This is a genomic window from Arthrospiribacter ruber, from assembly GCF_019343195.1.
In the GTDB taxonomy this organism is placed as follows: domain Bacteria; phylum Bacteroidota; class Bacteroidia; order Cytophagales; family Cyclobacteriaceae; genus Arthrospiribacter; species Arthrospiribacter ruber.
Genome location: NZ_RPHB01000003.1, coordinates 594,297 through 610,312, shown reverse-complemented (window position 1 = coordinate 610,312; position 16,016 = coordinate 594,297). Strand labels below are relative to the sequence as shown.

The 16,016-nt window shown below is 40.7% G+C and carries 20 protein-coding genes; 7 read left to right on the top strand and 13 right to left on the bottom strand.

Going from position 1 to position 16,016, the window contains the following annotated elements; translation table 11 throughout:
• Positions 1-105: 105 nt before the first annotated feature.
• The 5 genes from EGN73_RS08525 to EGN73_RS08505 all read left to right on the top strand — a co-directional run bounded on the left by EGN73_RS08525 (position 106) and on the right by EGN73_RS08505 (position 5,351).
• A complete protein-coding gene (locus tag EGN73_RS08525) occupies positions 106-936 on the top strand; it encodes a universal stress protein (RefSeq protein ID WP_219288313.1) in 831 nt (276 codons plus the stop codon).
• Between the two features lie 9 nt (positions 937-945).
• Complete coding sequence (locus EGN73_RS08520; RefSeq protein WP_219288311.1) at positions 946-2,187, top strand: cation:proton antiporter; 1,242 nt, start codon at positions 946-948, stop codon at positions 2,185-2,187.
• Positions 2,188-2,466: 279 nt separating this feature from the next.
• A complete protein-coding gene (locus EGN73_RS08515; protein ID WP_219288309.1) occupies positions 2,467-2,961 on the top strand; it encodes a DUF4168 domain-containing protein in 495 nt (164 codons plus the stop codon).
• A gap of 146 nt (positions 2,962-3,107) precedes the next feature.
• Positions 3,108-4,142, top strand: coding sequence for a ferrochelatase (gene hemH, locus EGN73_RS08510; RefSeq protein ID WP_219288307.1), 1,035 nt, complete (start codon positions 3,108-3,110; stop codon positions 4,140-4,142).
• A gap of 30 nt (positions 4,143-4,172) precedes the next feature.
• A complete protein-coding gene (locus EGN73_RS08505) occupies positions 4,173-5,351 on the top strand; it encodes a CynX/NimT family MFS transporter (protein WP_219288305.1) in 1,179 nt (392 codons plus the stop codon).
• A 348-nt stretch (positions 5,352-5,699) separates the two neighbouring features.
• Here the strand turns inward: EGN73_RS08505 and hpf are convergent, their stop codons facing one another.
• From hpf to EGN73_RS08470, 7 genes are all read right to left on the bottom strand, one after another.
• A complete protein-coding gene (hpf, locus tag EGN73_RS08500; protein WP_219288303.1) occupies positions 5,700-6,005 on the bottom strand; it encodes a ribosome hibernation-promoting factor, HPF/YfiA family in 306 nt (101 codons plus the stop codon).
• A 28-nt stretch (positions 6,006-6,033) separates the two neighbouring features.
• Positions 6,034-6,918 carry a tyrosine-type recombinase/integrase gene (locus tag EGN73_RS08495; RefSeq protein WP_219288301.1) on the bottom strand — a complete coding sequence of 295 codons (885 nt, stop codon included), beginning with the start codon at positions 6,916-6,918 and terminating at the stop codon, positions 6,034-6,036.
• Positions 6,919-6,998: 80 nt separating this feature from the next.
• Positions 6,999-7,640, bottom strand: a complete 642-nt coding sequence (locus EGN73_RS08490; protein WP_219288299.1) for a DUF6624 domain-containing protein — start codon at positions 7,638-7,640, stop codon at positions 6,999-7,001.
• A 154-nt stretch (positions 7,641-7,794) separates the two neighbouring features.
• On the bottom strand, positions 7,795-7,989 hold the full coding sequence (rpsU, locus tag EGN73_RS08485) for a 30S ribosomal protein S21 (protein ID WP_009035170.1): 195 nt from the start codon (positions 7,987-7,989) through the stop codon (positions 7,795-7,797).
• A gap of 279 nt (positions 7,990-8,268) precedes the next feature.
• Positions 8,269-8,517 carry an ATP synthase F1 subunit epsilon gene (atpC, locus tag EGN73_RS08480; RefSeq protein ID WP_219288297.1) on the bottom strand — a complete coding sequence of 83 codons (249 nt, stop codon included), beginning with the start codon at positions 8,515-8,517 and terminating at the stop codon, positions 8,269-8,271.
• 44 nt (positions 8,518-8,561) lie between these two features.
• Entirely contained in the window at positions 8,562-10,064 is a 1,503-nt protein-coding gene (atpD, locus tag EGN73_RS08475; protein ID WP_219288294.1) for a F0F1 ATP synthase subunit beta, read from the bottom strand.
• 202 nt (positions 10,065-10,266) lie between these two features.
• Positions 10,267-10,761, bottom strand: coding sequence for a C40 family peptidase (locus EGN73_RS08470; protein WP_219288292.1), 495 nt, complete (start codon positions 10,759-10,761; stop codon positions 10,267-10,269).
• A 78-nt stretch (positions 10,762-10,839) separates the two neighbouring features.
• Between EGN73_RS08470 and EGN73_RS08465 the strand changes: the two genes are divergently transcribed.
• Positions 10,840-11,811 carry a tetratricopeptide repeat protein gene (locus EGN73_RS08465; protein ID WP_219288290.1) on the top strand — a complete coding sequence of 324 codons (972 nt, stop codon included), beginning with the start codon at positions 10,840-10,842 and terminating at the stop codon, positions 11,809-11,811.
• On the top strand, positions 11,808-12,050 hold the full coding sequence (locus EGN73_RS08460) for a hypothetical protein (RefSeq protein ID WP_219288288.1): 243 nt from the start codon (positions 11,808-11,810) through the stop codon (positions 12,048-12,050). Before EGN73_RS08465 ends, EGN73_RS08460 begins: the two co-directional genes overlap by 4 nt.
• On the opposite strand, the gene coaE is transcribed toward EGN73_RS08460, so the two are convergent.
• From coaE to nusB, 6 genes are read right to left on the bottom strand one after another with little or no spacing between them, the layout of a single operon-like run.
• Entirely contained in the window at positions 12,039-12,662 is a 624-nt protein-coding gene (gene coaE / locus EGN73_RS08455; protein WP_219288286.1) for a dephospho-CoA kinase, read from the bottom strand. The genes EGN73_RS08460 and coaE overlap by 12 nt on opposite strands.
• Entirely contained in the window at positions 12,655-13,617 is a 963-nt protein-coding gene (locus EGN73_RS08450; RefSeq protein ID WP_219288284.1) for a CdaR family protein, read from the bottom strand. The genes coaE and EGN73_RS08450 overlap by 8 nt, the downstream gene beginning before the upstream one ends.
• Before the next feature lie 8 nt (positions 13,618-13,625).
• The gene (gene yajC / locus EGN73_RS08445) at positions 13,626-13,937 is read right to left on the bottom strand and encodes a preprotein translocase subunit YajC (RefSeq protein ID WP_219288282.1); all 312 of its coding nucleotides are present in this window, start codon (positions 13,935-13,937) and stop codon (positions 13,626-13,628) included.
• Positions 13,938-13,940: 3 nt separating this feature from the next.
• A complete protein-coding gene (locus EGN73_RS08440; RefSeq protein ID WP_219288280.1) occupies positions 13,941-14,483 on the bottom strand; it encodes a DUF1573 domain-containing protein in 543 nt (180 codons plus the stop codon).
• A 12-nt stretch (positions 14,484-14,495) separates the two neighbouring features.
• The gene (locus EGN73_RS08435) at positions 14,496-14,798 is read right to left on the bottom strand and encodes a YtxH domain-containing protein (RefSeq protein ID WP_219288278.1); all 303 of its coding nucleotides are present in this window, start codon (positions 14,796-14,798) and stop codon (positions 14,496-14,498) included.
• A gap of 10 nt (positions 14,799-14,808) precedes the next feature.
• Positions 14,809-15,993, bottom strand: a complete 1,185-nt coding sequence (gene nusB / locus EGN73_RS08430; RefSeq protein ID WP_219288276.1) for a transcription antitermination factor NusB — start codon at positions 15,991-15,993, stop codon at positions 14,809-14,811.
• Positions 15,994-16,016 lie beyond the last annotated feature (23 nt).

Below are 16,016 nucleotides of genomic sequence, written 5' to 3'. Positions count from 1 at the left end.
GTATGGATAAGTGGAACGATAGTCCTGCCATTTATCAAGCATTTCAGATTTGATTATTAATAAATCATTATTCTTATTATTTTGCCTTTTACCAATAGCCAGAATATGTTTTCCAAAGTTGCCCTAGCCATAGCCTTTTCCCCAAGAATGGAGGCCCTTCTTGCCGAAGCAAAAAGGATTAAAGAAATCTTCTCAGCCGAGCTTATGCTGATCCATGTGGGAGAAAAAACGAGTGATTCCGAAGGCAAGCTTTCGGAAATGCTTACCAAACAAGGCCTAAAAGGCACAGACATACAGACCGTGTGGGAACAAGGTAATCCTGCCAAAAAAATTATCAAAGTATGCGAGGAAAAAGGGGTCGATCTCTTGATAGCAGGGGCACTGAAGACTGAAGGCTTTTTTAATTATTATATAGGCTCCATAGCAAGAAAGATCATCAGAAAATCCAAATGCTCGGTCCTTGTGCTGATCGAACCCATGCTTGTTCCAGAACCATTTGAACGGGTAGTCATCAACGGCACCCAGCAGGAACAGACTCCCTTCGTGATACAGCAGGGACTGAACTGGTGCCAAAAAGATAGGGCCAAACAAGTCTATATTGTCAACGAAATCAAAATGTATGGTCTGCAGATGGCTACTGCCGGCGAGGGAGGGGAAGAAGAAATTGCAGCCACAAGAAGAAAACTGGTCAGTGAAGAAATTGCCTACGTAGAAAATATCCTGAAAGACCTAGATAAAGGAACTCTCAAAATCAGTATAAAAATCACATGTGGCAAATGGGCTGTAGAACTGGCCCGATTTGCAAGTGACGTAAAAGCAGATCTCCTGATAGTTGGCGATGAAGGAAATCTGGGATTTTTAGACCGTCTATTTCCACATGATCTGGAAGAAATACTTTCAGATCTGCCGAGCAACCTTTTGATCGTAAAAAAATAACAGGACTACATGGAAAATCTATCACATCAGGATGTAGTCAACTTATTCCTACAATTGGCAGCAATGCTGCTGTTGGCAAGGGTCTTTGCGGAGATTGCGCAAAGATTCAAGCAGCCCGCCGTTGTCGGCGAACTATTGGCTGGAATTTTACTGGGGCCGACCATTTTGGGGACATTCTACCCCGATCTGCACCAATACTTATTTATGAGCAACCCAAGCGCGAACTTGGCTTTGGACGGATTTGTACAAATTGCCGTAGTCCTGCTTCTATTTATTGCCGGACTGGAGGTAGAGCTTCACTTGGTCTGGTCCCAAGGTAAATCCGCCTTGAGTATCAGTCTGCTTGGCTTAGTGGTCCCTTTTGCACTGGGCTTTGTTTTCCCATACTATTTCTCGGAATTTTTTGGCCTTGCAGACGGTGACAGGTTGTTGTTTTCTCTGTTTATGGGGACTGCAATGTCCATCACGGCCTTGCCTGTGGTCGTCAGGATCCTGATGGACCTGGATCTTTTCAAAACCAAAATGGGTATGTTGATAGTGGCCTCTGCCATGGTCAATGACATCATAGGTTGGCTGATTTTCTCTGTCATCCTGTCATTTATGGGAAAAAGCAGCAACCTGTCGCTGGTTCAGACTATAGGCGTTACGCTGGCATTTACCTTCTTTATGCTGACCCTCGGTAAAATCATAATCAACAAGGTATTACCCTGGATCAACAAGAAGTTGGCCTGGCCGGGAGGGGTTTTGTCCCTTTCCATGGCTTTTTGTTTTATGGCAGCTGCATTTACAGAATGGTTGGGCATACATGCTATTTTTGGGGCATTTTTGCTTGGCGTGGCGCTAGGAGACTCCGAACACATGTCAGAAAGAGCCAAGGAAATTGTTCATCAGTTTATCAACAACATCTTCGCTCCCTTATTCTTTGTATCCATAGGACTGAAAATCAACTTTTTCACCAATTTCGAGCTGATGCTTACTTTAGCGATTTTGGTTATTTCATTTGCAGGAAAGATAGTAGGCAGTGGCTTTGGAGCTTCAAAAGGCGGTTTCAGTATCAGGGAGTCTTTGGCAGTAGGCTTTGGAATGAATGCCAGAGGGGCCATGGAGATTATTCTGGGCCTTATCGCATTGGAAAATGGCCTTATCAATGAGAAATTGTTTGTAGCACTTGTCATTATGGCAATCATTACCAGCATGAGTAGCGGACCATTGATGAAGTGGGCTTTGAAGACAGATATCAAGGAAACCTGACAGAACAAAATCCAAACTTAATAAATCCCAATTTTGAAGACATATTTAAATATCAGTACAAGCTATTCTTTAAATTTCAGGAAGAAAAATAAAATATTTCCCTCAGGGATTTTGTAAAAAACTGTTAAAGATCAAATATTTTATCCCTTTTGGAGAGATTTTTGTATTTTTACATAGACAAACGAAATAAAATTCAGTGAAATCTTGCAATTGGGCCACCTTTTGAAGTAAGTCTATAAAAAACGTGAGATTCATATAAACCTAAACAAATTACAACAGATGAAAAACACTAAATCAATAACCAAGCTCATTGCTCCGATTTTTGCATTTGCATTACTTTTTGGATTTAAGGCTTCTGCTCAGGAAATGATGCCTCAACAGGAAGTTCAGGAAGATTTTGCTGATGAAGACATCAAAAAATTCGTGGACATCAACCTTCAGGTAATGCCTATTCAGGAGAAGTATCAAGGTAAAATGGTGGAAACCATCGAGGAAAGCGGAATGAGTGTGCAGCGTTTTGAAGAACTCAGCATGGCTCAACAGAGTGGCGACATCAGAGAAGCTTCCGAAGATCCTGAGGAATTGGCACAATACAATCAGGTAGGTCAGGAAATCATGCAAATCCAATCAGAAATGCAAAATGAAGTGGTAGGACATATCTCTCAAAGTGATTTGGGGCCGGAAAAATTCCAACAGATATATATGGCTTACACACAAAGCGAAAAAGTAAGGGCAAAAATTGACAAGCTGATGGCAGATGCCATTGAAGATTAATTTGAAGTTCAGAAACATGACTCTAAGCATCCCCAAAAGGGATGCTTTTTTTTATCCATCCCGCATAGATCAATTCTATTAGATATTTCTAACCAAAGCACTTACTTTTGGGTTCTATTTGAGTTTTTAATCATCCAAATACAATCATGACCAAAAATAAAGCAAAAGTAGGAGTACTTTTAGTCAACCTTGGAACACCTGACAGCACAGCGACCGGTGATGTAAGAAAATACCTCAGGGAATTTTTGATGGACTGGAGGGTAATTGATATTCCTGCCGTTCCAAGATGGATGCTGGTCAACCTGATCATAGCCCCCTTCAGAGCTCCTAAATCTGCTAAGGAATACAGGAAGCTTTGGACAGATAGAGGTTCCCCCCTGCTCTTTCATACGGAAGACTTACGTGACAAACTGATCCAAAAACTGGATCCCAAAGAATATGTGGTAGAAATGGCCATGCGCTATCAGAGCCCTAGCATAGAAGAAGGACTCGAAAAGCTAAATAAGGCCAATGTGCGAAAAATCATCGTATTGCCTCTATTTCCCCAGTATGCATCGGCCACCAACGGTTCGGTAGTGGACAAAGTGATGGAAATCGCAAAAGAATGGCAGATTATCCCCAACATTACTTTTGTAAACAACTTTATGGAGCATCCGCTCTTTTTGGAAGCATGGGCTGAGCTGGGCCGAGAGTGGATGGAAAAAGAAACGTATGACATGTACCTCTTTTCTTATCATGGCCTTCCCGAGAGACAGATCCGCAAAGGCTCAGTAGATGGATATTGCCAGCTTTCGGACAAGTGTTGCGGCAACTATACCAAGAAAAACCAATTCTGCTACAGAGGTCAGTGTTTTCATACCACAAGACTGCTTTCAGCCAAACTTGGCCTTCCGGAGGAAAAAGTGGTGACTTGTTTCCAGTCTAGGTTGGGCAAAGACCCTTGGATCAAGCCTTACACTGAAGATGTAATCAAGGAAATGGCTGAAAAAGGTGTAAAAAAAGTATTGGTTTTTTCACCTGCTTTTGTTGCAGACTGTCTGGAAACTACCGTGGAAGTCGGGGAAGAATACAAAGAAGAGTTTGAAGAACTGGGAGGAGAACATTGGGACCTCGTACCCAGCCTCAATTCCAGAGACACTTGGGTAGACTGCATCAAATCCCTAGTGGAGGAAAATACCTAAGTACAAATTTTTAGATTAAGACCTCAACCCATGCCATCTGAAAAACCTCTGACCCAGAAAAACTGGTTTCTTTTTTTGGGGATATTGTTTGTATCCTTCAACCTACGGCCTTCGATCACGGCGGTGGGCCCTTTGATCCCCATGATCCGTGAGGATCTTGGACTTAGCAATGGCTGGGCGGGATTTTTGACCACTTTCCCCTTATTGACCTTTGCTACGTTTTCTCTGTTTTCCGCAAAGCTGGGTAAGCTTATGGGAAATTCTCCTGCAATTCTTTTGGGAATGGTGCTCATCTTGATAGGCACCATCACCAGAGTGATGGGGGGTCCAGTGGTCCTTTTCCTCGGCACAGGACTCACAGGTGTTGGGATAGTCATTTGCAATGTTCTTTTGATCCCCCTTATTAAAAACAGATTACCTTCCAAAATCGGAATTGTCACAGCATCCTACACCACCGGAATGACCTTCCTTGCGGCAGTTGCCTCAGGAGTCTCTGCACCATTGGCGATAGATTTGGATCTTGGCTGGCGTGGTTCATTGTTGTTTTGGGCGGTACTTCTTCTTGTAGGGATTGTAATATGGGCTCCTCAGGTAAAATTCAGAACAGCTCCGAATCAACATGACCTGGATGCACCTAAAGTGAACGTCTGGACCTCAAAACTCGCTTGGAACGTGAGCATGTTTATGGGCGTGCAATCTTTATTGTTCTTCACCTTGATAGCCTGGTTGCCGGATATGTTGATAGCAAGAGGAATGTCGGCGGTGGAAGCTGGAGTACTGGTATCTTTGATGCAGATCATCGGTCTGATAGGCTCATTTCTAGCTCCTATCGTGGCTGTAAAGTTTAAGGACCAAGTAGGCATGGTAAGGATATTAGGATCAATGTACCTAATTGGTTTTTCCAGCCTTTTCATACATGAATTATGGGTCAATTACATTGGGCTGAGTATCGTCGGCCTGGGTTTGGGATCCAGTGTTTCCTTGGCTTATACCCTCGTAGGGCTGAGAACTAAGCTAGAAAAAACAACTGCATCCCTTTCCGGAATGGTACAATCCACAGGCTACTATCTGGCAGCCTTAGGTCCCTTACTATTCGGGGTGACCTTTGATATCTTTCAGGAGTGGGACTTCCTCATCTACCTCACTTTAATCTGTTCAGTACTGTTTATCTATTTCGGTGGCAAGGCAGGAAAATCAGTTCAGATATAATGAATATGATTTTTGTATCAATTTATGAATAATCTTATGCGCTTATCTAAAAGGGATATTAATGGATACTTTTGATATTAGGATATTTATCATCGAGGTTGTGAATTCAAAACTTTCCTCAACTGCAATTTCCCTGATAGATTTCTATTAAAAAAAATAAGAGGCTGTCTCATAAGTCAATGCCTTAAAAAATAACCAAAATTTTATTTTGTTTGTAATCAGTGAAACTTTGTGCCTTAGAGCCTTCGTGGTATTTTCAGCCACAAAGCCACAAAGGAATCGACTCTTAAACAGAATTTTGTTTGGTTAATAAATCTGAAGATCAATTTATGAGACAGCCTCTTTGAATTACTGGTTGGCAAGGACTACTTTTTCCTTGAATTTCTTGATTTGTCTTCTCAATGCTTCCACAGCTTCATCAGCAGCAGCTTCAAATGAATCGCTCTGATGCTTTGCAAACAGGGTTTTCCCAGGTACGTTCATCTTGATCTCTACGATTTTATTCTCATTTCTCTCATTTTTATCTAATCTCATAAAAACTTCACCGTCGACGATACGATCATAAAATGTATCCAGTTTGTCAGCTTTTTTCTGGATAAAATCGATAAGCTTGTAATCGGCATCGAAATGGATGGAATGCATTTGAAGTTTCATAACTTTCTCATTTAAAATTGAACATTTATTACGCTTTGGGATGTGCTTGATCAAACACAGCCTTAAGTTTTTCCATTGAATTATGTGTGTACACCTGAGTTGCAGCAAGGTTGGCGTGGCCTAACAGATCCTTTACAGCATTCAGGTCAGCACCTTTGTTGAGCAAATGGGTGGCAAATGTATGCCTGAGCAAGTGAGGACTTCTTTTTGAAGTCTGGGCAAAAAGATCAAGATAATGTCTCACAATCCGGTAAATCATCATAGGATATGCCTGCTCTTTTTTATTATTAACGATAAAATAATCACTCTCGCGTACATTTGGAAATGTTTCTTCAAATACTTTTTTGAACAGAATTATATTCTTTTTCAAGGTGTTTGTAAGAGGAATTATTCTTTGTTTTTTTCTTTTCCCAAGCACTTTAACAGAGGCCTCGGCAAGATTGATATCTTTCCATTGGAGTGAAATCAACTCATAAAGCCTCACTCCTGTCAGATACAAAAACTCCATGACCATTCTGTCTCTCTGACCTGAAAAATCAGGTTCATAAACCAATTCTTCCAATATCCTTTCAATGGCTGCCTCCTGTACAAATTCAGGAAGACGTTTGGGTGTCTTTAAGGATTTGACCTTGTAAGTTGGATCTTTGGAAATCTCTCCGGACCTCAGCAAAAACTTGTAATAGGACTTTAAGGTGGCAATTTTCCTGTTGACACTATTGGCCTGAAGACCTGATTCCACTAAATCTACCAACCAGGCCCTTATCTCCGCATGTCCTACATCCTTTATCACTTCTAAACCAAAGGCCACTGCAACAAATTCTGAGAATTGTTCCAGGTCCTTTTTGTAGGCAAGCACGGTATGGGCACTTGCTCTTTTTTCGTGCTCCAGATAATTGATGAAAGAATCAGTCATATATGTTACTTGAATGTATGAAATTATAAAAAACTATCCGACTGAATTGTGACGAAAGTCATCCCAAGAGCGGATAAACATCAGTGGTCTACTGGTAGGGCTTCTTTGGGATTATAAACGGCATTCATCATCGCTGCATAATCCTCTATGCTTTCTAAAAATCCAACCTGCTTCCTTTTCTCATTTATGGAATCAGGGCTTTCAACTGGCCAAATTACCCAAGAACCGTCTTCCCTCAACATACCGCTTGCCTGAGTACCGTATATTTGTTTCTTTCCTTGATACATGAGCATCCTGTCCTGCATCATGGCTGCATGGACAGCGTTGGCTTCCCCTCCATCCGCCAATTGCTGTAATTGAGGGTAATAGGCTTCTATAGTAGGAAGCTCAGCATGCTGAACGACCAAAAACACCGCTGTACTCGCTTGGTCACCAACAAGACTTCGTTTGGGCCAACCATGTCTTTGCAAATGTTTGGTGACCCATTCCTGATTGGACTTGTCTATTCTTTCCATTTCCTGCATCAGAGTAGTATCAAATTGTCCTCCACTCTCTATCGCAGTAGTGATTTTTCTTCTTACATCTTGATCGAGTTGCATTATGGAGTCTGTTGAAGCCTTGAATGCCTCTATATCAAACGTATCATATTCAGATGATTCTTCCTTTTGCTGGGAACATGAGGCACAAATGGCCAATGCGATAATAAAAAATAAATGCTTCATACAGGTCAATTTTAAACCTAATCTAAAACCTTTCCAGTAAAAAATCACTACCTGTTGCTTTAAGGTTTGTTAAAGCATTAAAAAAGAAAAGGGCGTACCCGCTTTCGGTAGGTACGCCTTTAGATGTGAATTATCTCAAAAAGATAACAAACAATTACTTGCTAGCTTCTGTCTGTAATCTCTGCTTGTAAGCTGCTTTAATAACTTGCTCCCTGTTTTTAACAGAAGGTTTTACAAAGTGCTGTCTGGCTCTCAATTCGCGAACAGCTCCAGTCTTATCAAACTTCTTTTTGAAACGCTTAAGCGCTTTCTCTATAGATTCGTTTTCTTTTACGTTGACTATGATCATATGTATACACCTCCTTTCAGGCTGGCAAAGGTAAGGATTAATTTCCCATTGCCAAAATTTTTTCAATATTAGCCGCCCAATGTCCATTAATCAAGCTATAACATTGAATAAACGTGCACCTGATTAAAAAGAAAATACCTGACAATCGGGGTATTCATCAAAATTTAAAGAATTTATTCTTCAGCTGCGTTTCAGCACGCCTTAATTAACAGACTAGCCATATAAAACAAAAAAACCGGCGGATACCGGTTTTTTTGTTTTATAAACTTATTATCCTCATTAGCCGATTACTTTTTCTGCCAAAAGGACGATTTTATTGTCATTCACTTCTACTACACCTCCATCTATGGTATGGATTTTTTTCCCTTCTTTGGTAGTATAGGAAACAGCACCTTTGGTTAGGGCCGAAACCAGTGCCGCGTGGTTTTTCAAAACTTGAAAAGAACCGTTAGCTCCAGGAAAAGTAGCTTCTTCCACTTCTCCCTCGAATACCTTCTGGTCAGGTGTAATTATCGTCAGTTGCATCATATACTGTAATTTTGAGGCTTGATCCGCCGCTGGGTTAAACTAGATTATCTTACTTCAGCAAGCATTTTCTCTCCCTTGGCAATGGCATCTTCAATGGACCCCACCAAGTTGAAAGCCGCTTCAGGCAAATGATCCAATTCTCCATCCATAATCATATTGAATCCTTTGATGGTATCCTTGATATCTACCAGCACACCTTTAAGTCCGGTAAACTGCTCAGCTACGTGGAAAGGCTGGGAAAGGAATCTCTGTACCCTTCTGGCTCTGTGTACCACAAGCTTATCTTCTTCGGACAATTCTTCCATACCCAAGATGGCAATGATATCCTGAAGTTCTTTGTATCTCTGAAGGATTTCCTTTACTCTCTGGGCACAGTCGTAATGCTCATTACCCAAAATGTCCGGAGAAAGAATTCTGGATGTAGAATCCAAAGGATCCACAGCCGGATAAATACCAAGTTCGGAAATTTTTCTGGAAAGTACTGTAGTCGCATCCAAGTGGGCAAAAGTAGTTGCCGGAGCCGGGTCAGTCAAGTCATCCGCAGGTACATAAACAGCCTGAACTGAAGTAATGGATCCGTTTTTGGTAGAAGTAATTCTTTCCTGCATGGAACCCATTTCTGTAGCCAATGTTGGCTGATAACCTACCGCAGATGGCATACGGCCTAGAAGTGCGGACACTTCAGAACCAGCCTGGGTAAATCTAAAGATATTATCAATAAAGAAAAGAATGTCCTTACCGGCACCGTCTCCTTCTCCATCTCTGTAATACTCAGCCAAAGTAAGACCTGTCAAAGCCACTCTTGCACGCGCCCCTGGAGGCTCATTCATCTGTCCAAAGACAAAGGTCGCTTTTGACTCTTCCAATTTTGTAAGGTCTACTTTGGAAAGATCCCATCCACCTTCTTCTTCAAGCGTATGAAGGAAATCATCACCATAAGTTACAATTCCTGATTCAATCATTTCCCTAAGAAGGTCATTTCCTTCACGGGTTCTTTCTCCTACACCTGCAAATACAGAAAGTCCTGAATATGCCTTGGCGATATTGTTGATCAATTCCTGAATCAATACCGTTTTACCTACACCGGCACCTCCGAAAAGACCGATTTTACCACCTTTTGCATAAGGCTCAATCAAGTCGATTACTTTGATACCTGTAAACAATACTTCAGTAGAAGTGGATAGGTCTTCAAATTTTGGAGCGGATCTGTGAATTGGCAATCTTTTGGAAGATTTCACTTCAGGAAGACCATCTATAGCCTGACCGATCACATTAAACAGCCTGCCTTTGATAGCTTCTCCGGTAGGAACAGAAATAGGAGCTTCGTTGTCGACAGCTTCCTGACCTCTTACGAGACCTTCAGTGGCGTCCATCGCAATGGTCCTTACCCTGTCTTCTCCAAGGTGCTGCTGAACTTCCAGAATCACTTGGTGACCATCTTCTCTGGTGACCGTCAATGCATCCAGAATATTAGGTAACTTGCCCCCTTCGAAGGAGATATCCACTACCGGACCAATTACCTGAGTTATCTTACCAATATTTGCCATTTGTATTTTATTGTAAAAAGGATTGATGCTTTTTGAATTTGGTTGCAAAATTAATTATTAATGCTTAATACCAAAGGATGTTTGGAAAATTAATCCCTGTATTTATCCTTTTTTTAATTCTGCTTTCATAAAGGCATTCATTCAGTATTAAAAATGGAATTCTATCAAAATCAAAAGCTTAGAATATTAGCAAAGCTATTGGCTATAGAATCCTTTTTCCAAAAAGAAAGGCCTTGCTCCAATAGGGATTGGCAAGATTATCTTCTGTCACACCCAAAGAAGTAGATGCATGAATGAAAATCACCCTTCCTCGTGCCACCTCGGTCACGATTCCGGCATGACTTACTTTTCTCCTGCTTTTGCCTGTGGCAAAAAACACCAAATCACCTTTTTCAAGGTTTCTTCCAGCCACATTTTTACCTAATTTGCTCTGTGCTTCGGAAGTTCTGGGCATATTGACTCCCACACTGGCAAAAGAATGGTAAATCAACGCGGAACAATCCATCCCGGACCTGTTCATCCCACCGTACCGATAAGGTGTTCCTCTGTAAGATTTTGCAGTACTGATCACTGTTTCCACTTCTTTGTTTTTGACCTTCTTAGAAGAAGCACAGCTGCTGAAAAAGAACAGTGAAGAAAAAATCAACAATAAATAGGGGAAAAATTTAATTGAGTTTTCCTTTTTGGAATAATTCATATTTGAAGAAAATATAGTTATATTCAATTGAAGTTTCTGTTTTTACACATCAAGCTTTTGACCCTATAAATTAACGCTATGAACATCAGAAAATCTATTTATTTCATTTTTGTGGCAGGAGTTTTTTCCTGTACTGCCCCTCCAAGCAATAATTCGGTGGTTACGGCCAATTATAATTCCGAAAATGCTACAGTAATCCAAGGTGTAAGCCTGCTGGGAGATACACTTACATCCAAAATAGATTCAGCTAGCCAACAGGATCAGATCAAAAAGCTTCAGCAAGCGGAAAAAAAGTATGCCGAAGACCCTTCTATGGAAAACCTTATCTGGATTGGAAGAAGGGAAGCCTATTTAGGAAGACATGACCTTGCCATCCGCACCTTCACCAAAGCCATAAAAGAATACCCCGAAGCTTTTGAACCTTTACGCCATAGAGGTCACCGTTTGGTTACTGTACGCAAATTCGATCAGGCAATAGAAGATTTTGAAAAAGCATCGGCCCTAATGGAGGGAAAGGAGATCATCATAGAAGAGGATGGAATGCCCAACCGCCTCAATATACCTCTTTCCAATGTTCAGTTCAATGTGTGGTACCACTTGGGGCTTGCCCACTACCTGAAAGGAGATTGGGAAAGAGCTCTTGAAGCCTATGTAGAGTGCATGAAAGTCTCCGACAACGATGACCTGATCGTGGCTACCCTGGATTGGTACTACATGACTTTGATGAAAATGGGCAAAAAATCAGAAGCAAATGAAGCCATTGCCGTTGTTACTTCTGATATGGAAATCATTGAAAATGACGCTTATCACAAAAGGATTTTGATGTATAAAGGGAAATTGGCGCCTGAAAAACTTTTGGATGTCAACGCTCAGGACCAAGACCAAAAACTTCAGTACGTCACTCAGGGTTATGGACTTGGCAATTATTATCTGGCAAAAGGTGATACGAGTCAGGCTATAAGGATTTTTGAGAATGTCCTCAATACTGGATATTGGTCCGCTTTTGGCTATATTGCATCTGAAATGGAATTAGCAAAACTGAGAGAATGAGCAGGGAAGATTTCAAAAATTTACCATTACATAAAAAAATCCATCTCTTATATACAGAAGGGACTTTTGTGGTAGCCATCCGGTATTACGCACACAAAGTCAACCTTTACTTGCTGGACAATGAATACATAGAAGTATTCTACAACCACAAATTAGATAAGATCGAAAAGATTGACTTTTTGAACCTACATCATACCAGGATGAAATTCTACCTGGACCAGATCCAATTATCCCTCTGATTGGCCAGAAGCTAAATCCAATAGACTTTTATGAATACTCAATACCTGAGGGATAAGGAGTTTGTTTTCTGCATTTTTCACTACATAATCGGCCTTGCTGTTCTTTTCTTCATCCGGAAGCTGCTTGTCTATGATATCATTGACCTGCTTTTCGGTACGGTGAGGATCTCTCATCAACACCCTGGATATTCTGATTTTTAAGGGCGCACTGACATTGATGATTTTATCCAGCTGCTGGTATGATCCTGTTTCGAAAAGCAATGCAGCCTCCTTAAGTATATATGGACTATCCTGCTTGGCAAACCAATCAAAAAAGTCCCTTCCCACTGCCGGGTGCACAAGACCATTGATTTTCTTGGTCTTTTTTTCGTCAGAAAAAACCTCTTTAGCTAAATAAGTCCTGTTGAGCTCTCCATTTTCGAGAAAACTCTCTTTTCCAAAAGCTGCAATAATTTCCTCCTTCAACTTCGGATCATTGCCCATGAGCCATTTGGCCCTGTCATCCGCATAGTAGATGGGAACTCCCAATATATTGAAAATACGGGCTACAGTAGTTTTTCCTGAGCCTATACCTCCTGTTATGCCGACTTTCAGAGGTTGGGGATTACTCATAGCGAAGTTTTAGTATTGAGGGCTCAAGCTGTATATTTTCCAAAAATGGAGGTCGTGGATTAGCCTGTACAGTCACTGTACTGTCATCCCTATTTCTATTATAATAGTTGACTACTGCCTCAAAATCAAAATTATTCAATTCCTGAACCCTCCTCTCATCAATCATATACCTCATGATGACCGTGGGTTCTTCTTCCAGACTTACAGAATTGGGGAAATTAAGCTTTTTGATTTTAAGTCTTTTATTGCCTTCCAACATTTGATAAACGTCAAATTTGACATGCACACTTTCTTCATCCAAAGTCAAAAAGTCTTTAGTATCATCAGGAAGTTGAAGGGGTAAAATTTTATTGAAGTTTTTATTGATCCGGTCGTCCCCCAATTTGACGAGGATGGCCCCATCCAACTTTTGAAGAATGGAGGTGGGCCCTTTGATATTTACCATATTGGGGTCCATTTCGATGTCCCCGGCAAACCTGTAGTTACGGGCCAATGTATTGGTAGCCGTATCGAGTTGGATACGGATTTTTCTGGTGACTACTTTGTCAATATTAAATGTAATGGTATCAGACACCATTGACACCAGGTTGGTAGGGCTAATGGATTCTGCCAAACCTCTTCTGATTTCTGAAGTCAGAATATAGTTTTTGGTAGAAGGATTATTGATTTCAATGGTAAAAGGTGATTCATTGACTTTAAAATATTTTCTCAATAAATCCCATCCGTTGCCATTCACTTCTACTTTGATCCTGTTAGGAAGCTTTTCGACAGGCATAAATTCTTCCGGGTCAAATACGATCTCAATAGGATAATCTACTACCGTGGTGTAATTATCCTTGTTAAGTGCATTTAAAACCCAAAAAGTGGCGGCTGCGAAAAAACACAGAGCCGCCACTTTGAGATTTGCAATCTTTTGTGGTGAAAGATTGGTAAAACGTTTTTTAATTTTAGCCAAAATGGATCTTATTTAGTTCCTGTAGCCTTTTTGGTGTATTCAGCTGAGATGGCTGATTTTTCTACTTTGATTTTCATTCCCTTGTCCAGTTCCACGATGACTGTATCCCCATCGATAGCATTGACTTTGCCGTGAATTCCTCCTATGGTAACTACAGTGTCACCTTTTTTCATGGCTTCAAGGAAGTTTTTTGTTTCTTTTTGTTTCTTTTGCTGAGGTCTGATCATAAAGAAATACATGATCAGAATAATGGAGCCGAAAAGGAATACTTGTCCCATAATCCCTCCACCTTCAGCCTGCAATAAAATCCAAAGTTTCATAAATTATCTTTTTACCGGGCCTACTTGTCCGGCAGCTCCTGCCTGTGATCTTGGTGTAACATTTCCTTTCATTCTCAATCTGGTCACATTAGGATTGGTATTGGCCTGAATGGTAACCGTAGGTGCCTGAGTACCTGGCTTAGCAGTGGAGTTGAAAACAACTTTCACAAAGCCTTCTTCTCCTGGCTTCACCGGAGCCTTAGTCCAGTCAGGGCTGGTACATCCACAAGAAGCTGTGATATTGGAAATGACCAAAGGAGCTTGTCCATCATTGGTAAACTTAAAGATGTGCTCTACCACCTTTCCTTCGTCAATGGTTCCAAAATCGTATTCCATTTCACTAAAGCTGAACTGTCCCAATGTAGAGGGATCAGCAGGGGTAGTATTAGCTACATTGGAAGGAGCAGCAGGCTGAGCAGCTTCCAATCGGGCAAGCTTTTGCTCCAATTCTGCAATTTTTTCATTTTGATCTGCGCTTTTGGTTTCACAACCAACAGCAAATAGCGCTACTGCAAGCGCCATCACGGGTAATTTAATGTACTTCATGATTCTAAAGGGTTAATTAGCTTCTTTATTGATTTGTTCGATGAGTTTATTGACATCGCTCAAAAGGTTTTCTGCTTTGTTTTTCGCGTCAGAAATTACCTTATTACCTTCTGATCGGGCTTCGTTCTGAGGCAGGTTTTTACCTTCGCGAAGGTCTTGGATCAAGTTTTCCAACTCTTCTTTGTATCTGGACAGCTGATAAGTCAGCTTGTCCCTGGTGTTTTTGCCGGTGTCTGGTGCGAAAAGTATTCCCAGGGCAGCACCTATTCCTGCTCCTGCTACGAATGCCATCCATGCATTTGATGATTTGCTCATTTCTTTATATTTATTTGTTATCTAAAAGACCTCTTCCACTCTTACGGATTTGACCACGTTCAGTTAACTCCTTTGACAAAACATCCAATAATCCATTTACAAACTGTTTACTTTTGGGTGTACTGTATGTTTTGGAGATATCAATGTATTCATTGATACTTACTTTCACAGGAATACTTGGAAAGTGCTTCATTTCGGTGATAGCCATGGACATGATGATCTTATCAGTCTGGGCTATCCTTTCTATATCCCAATTTTGGGTTCTTTTTGCGATCAGGTCTTTGTTCTGATCATCATTTTGAACGGTCAAGTTAAAGATATTTTGGAAGAATTCCTTGTCATCCTCCCAGTTGAGTGCTATTTCCGGAAGCTCATAGTCCTCAGAATCATAATTTTCCTTGACATTTTTAAGCACTTTAGATGCCAGGCTCCTTATAACAGATTTGTTTTCTGTCCAGTTCAAGTCTTTTTCTGCAAAGAAATTCAAAATCGCATCTATCTTAAAAATTACCTGTTTCAGAATTTCATCAGCCATATCATAATCATCAGCTAGACTTGGATCTGCTTTTTTGATGTAAGCTTGATAGCTTTCCAAAGGCTTGATGTAATCTCTAAACCACTCCCTGATCTCCAGTTCCAAGTCATCTACATAGGCTGCATGTCTTGTCACTGCACTTTGAAATGCAGAAGAGGCCTTAATTTTTTGCAAAACTTTGTTTTGGCTCAGGTTAAGTTCACTTTTTTCAACGATAAGCGTATCCTTGGACATTTTCTTTTTTCTTTCGGATTCAGCTGCTACATGATCTCCAAAAGCAAGTAAAATCTGGATAGAATATAAGTAGAGCTGAGGAAGTCGCTCAGCTGATGTTACCATATTATTGGACAAAAAGTCAAAATCCTTATCATTGGCCTTATTAAAAGCCTGAAGGGCCTTTTTTGCTTCCACAATGATTTTAGGGTTGCTAAACTCACCGGATTCAAAAATGTCGGTGGAGAGATTTTTTAAAAATAATTCCATTGACAATGCCGCCTCTTTTTTCAAAAGAGCTTTATCCTGAACCTCCATACTGTTTAGATCTGGCTGAAAAGCCTCTTTAATCTGATCTTTTGCAAGATTGAGGTTGGAAGCTTTACACTGCTCGTAAGCATAAAGGTTTTGGAATGCCTTGACTCTGAGAATTCTTCTGTTTAACATACCCGAAAATAAAGAACGTAAAT

Bases quoted from the DNA above. Each gene is read 5' to 3' on its own strand.
- EGN73_RS08525 (WP_219288313.1), top strand. From the start codon at position 106: ATGTTTTCCAAAGTTGCCCTAGCCATAGCCTTTTCCCCAAGAATGGAG.
- EGN73_RS08520 (WP_219288311.1), top strand. From the start codon at position 946: ATGGAAAATCTATCACATCAGGATGTAGTCAACTTATTCCTACAATTG.
- EGN73_RS08515 (WP_219288309.1), top strand. From the start codon at position 2,467: ATGAAAAACACTAAATCAATAACCAAGCTCATTGCTCCGATTTTTGCA.
- hemH (WP_219288307.1), top strand. From the start codon at position 3,108: ATGACCAAAAATAAAGCAAAAGTAGGAGTACTTTTAGTCAACCTTGGA.
- EGN73_RS08505 (WP_219288305.1), top strand. From the start codon at position 4,173: ATGCCATCTGAAAAACCTCTGACCCAGAAAAACTGGTTTCTTTTTTTG.
- hpf (WP_219288303.1), bottom strand. From the start codon at position 6,005: ATGAAACTTCAAATGCATTCCATCCATTTCGATGCCGATTACAAGCTT.
- EGN73_RS08495 (WP_219288301.1), bottom strand. From the start codon at position 6,918: ATGACTGATTCTTTCATCAATTATCTGGAGCACGAAAAAAGAGCAAGT.
- EGN73_RS08490 (WP_219288299.1), bottom strand. From the start codon at position 7,640: ATGAAGCATTTATTTTTTATTATCGCATTGGCCATTTGTGCCTCATGT.
- rpsU (WP_009035170.1), bottom strand. From the start codon at position 7,989: ATGATCATAGTCAACGTAAAAGAAAACGAATCTATAGAGAAAGCGCTT.
- atpC (WP_219288297.1), bottom strand. From the start codon at position 8,517: ATGATGCAACTGACGATAATTACACCTGACCAGAAGGTATTCGAGGGA.
- atpD (WP_219288294.1), bottom strand. From the start codon at position 10,064: ATGGCAAATATTGGTAAGATAACTCAGGTAATTGGTCCGGTAGTGGAT.
- EGN73_RS08470 (WP_219288292.1), bottom strand. From the start codon at position 10,761: ATGAATTATTCCAAAAAGGAAAACTCAATTAAATTTTTCCCCTATTTA.
- EGN73_RS08465 (WP_219288290.1), top strand. From the start codon at position 10,840: ATGAACATCAGAAAATCTATTTATTTCATTTTTGTGGCAGGAGTTTTT.
- EGN73_RS08460 (WP_219288288.1), top strand. From the start codon at position 11,808: ATGAGCAGGGAAGATTTCAAAAATTTACCATTACATAAAAAAATCCAT.
- coaE (WP_219288286.1), bottom strand. From the start codon at position 12,662: ATGAGTAATCCCCAACCTCTGAAAGTCGGCATAACAGGAGGTATAGGC.
- yajC (WP_219288282.1), bottom strand. From the start codon at position 13,937: ATGAAACTTTGGATTTTATTGCAGGCTGAAGGTGGAGGGATTATGGGA.
- EGN73_RS08440 (WP_219288280.1), bottom strand. From the start codon at position 14,483: ATGAAGTACATTAAATTACCCGTGATGGCGCTTGCAGTAGCGCTATTT.
- EGN73_RS08435 (WP_219288278.1), bottom strand. From the start codon at position 14,798: ATGAGCAAATCATCAAATGCATGGATGGCATTCGTAGCAGGAGCAGGA.
- nusB (WP_219288276.1), bottom strand. From the start codon at position 15,993: ATGTTAAACAGAAGAATTCTCAGAGTCAAGGCATTCCAAAACCTTTAT.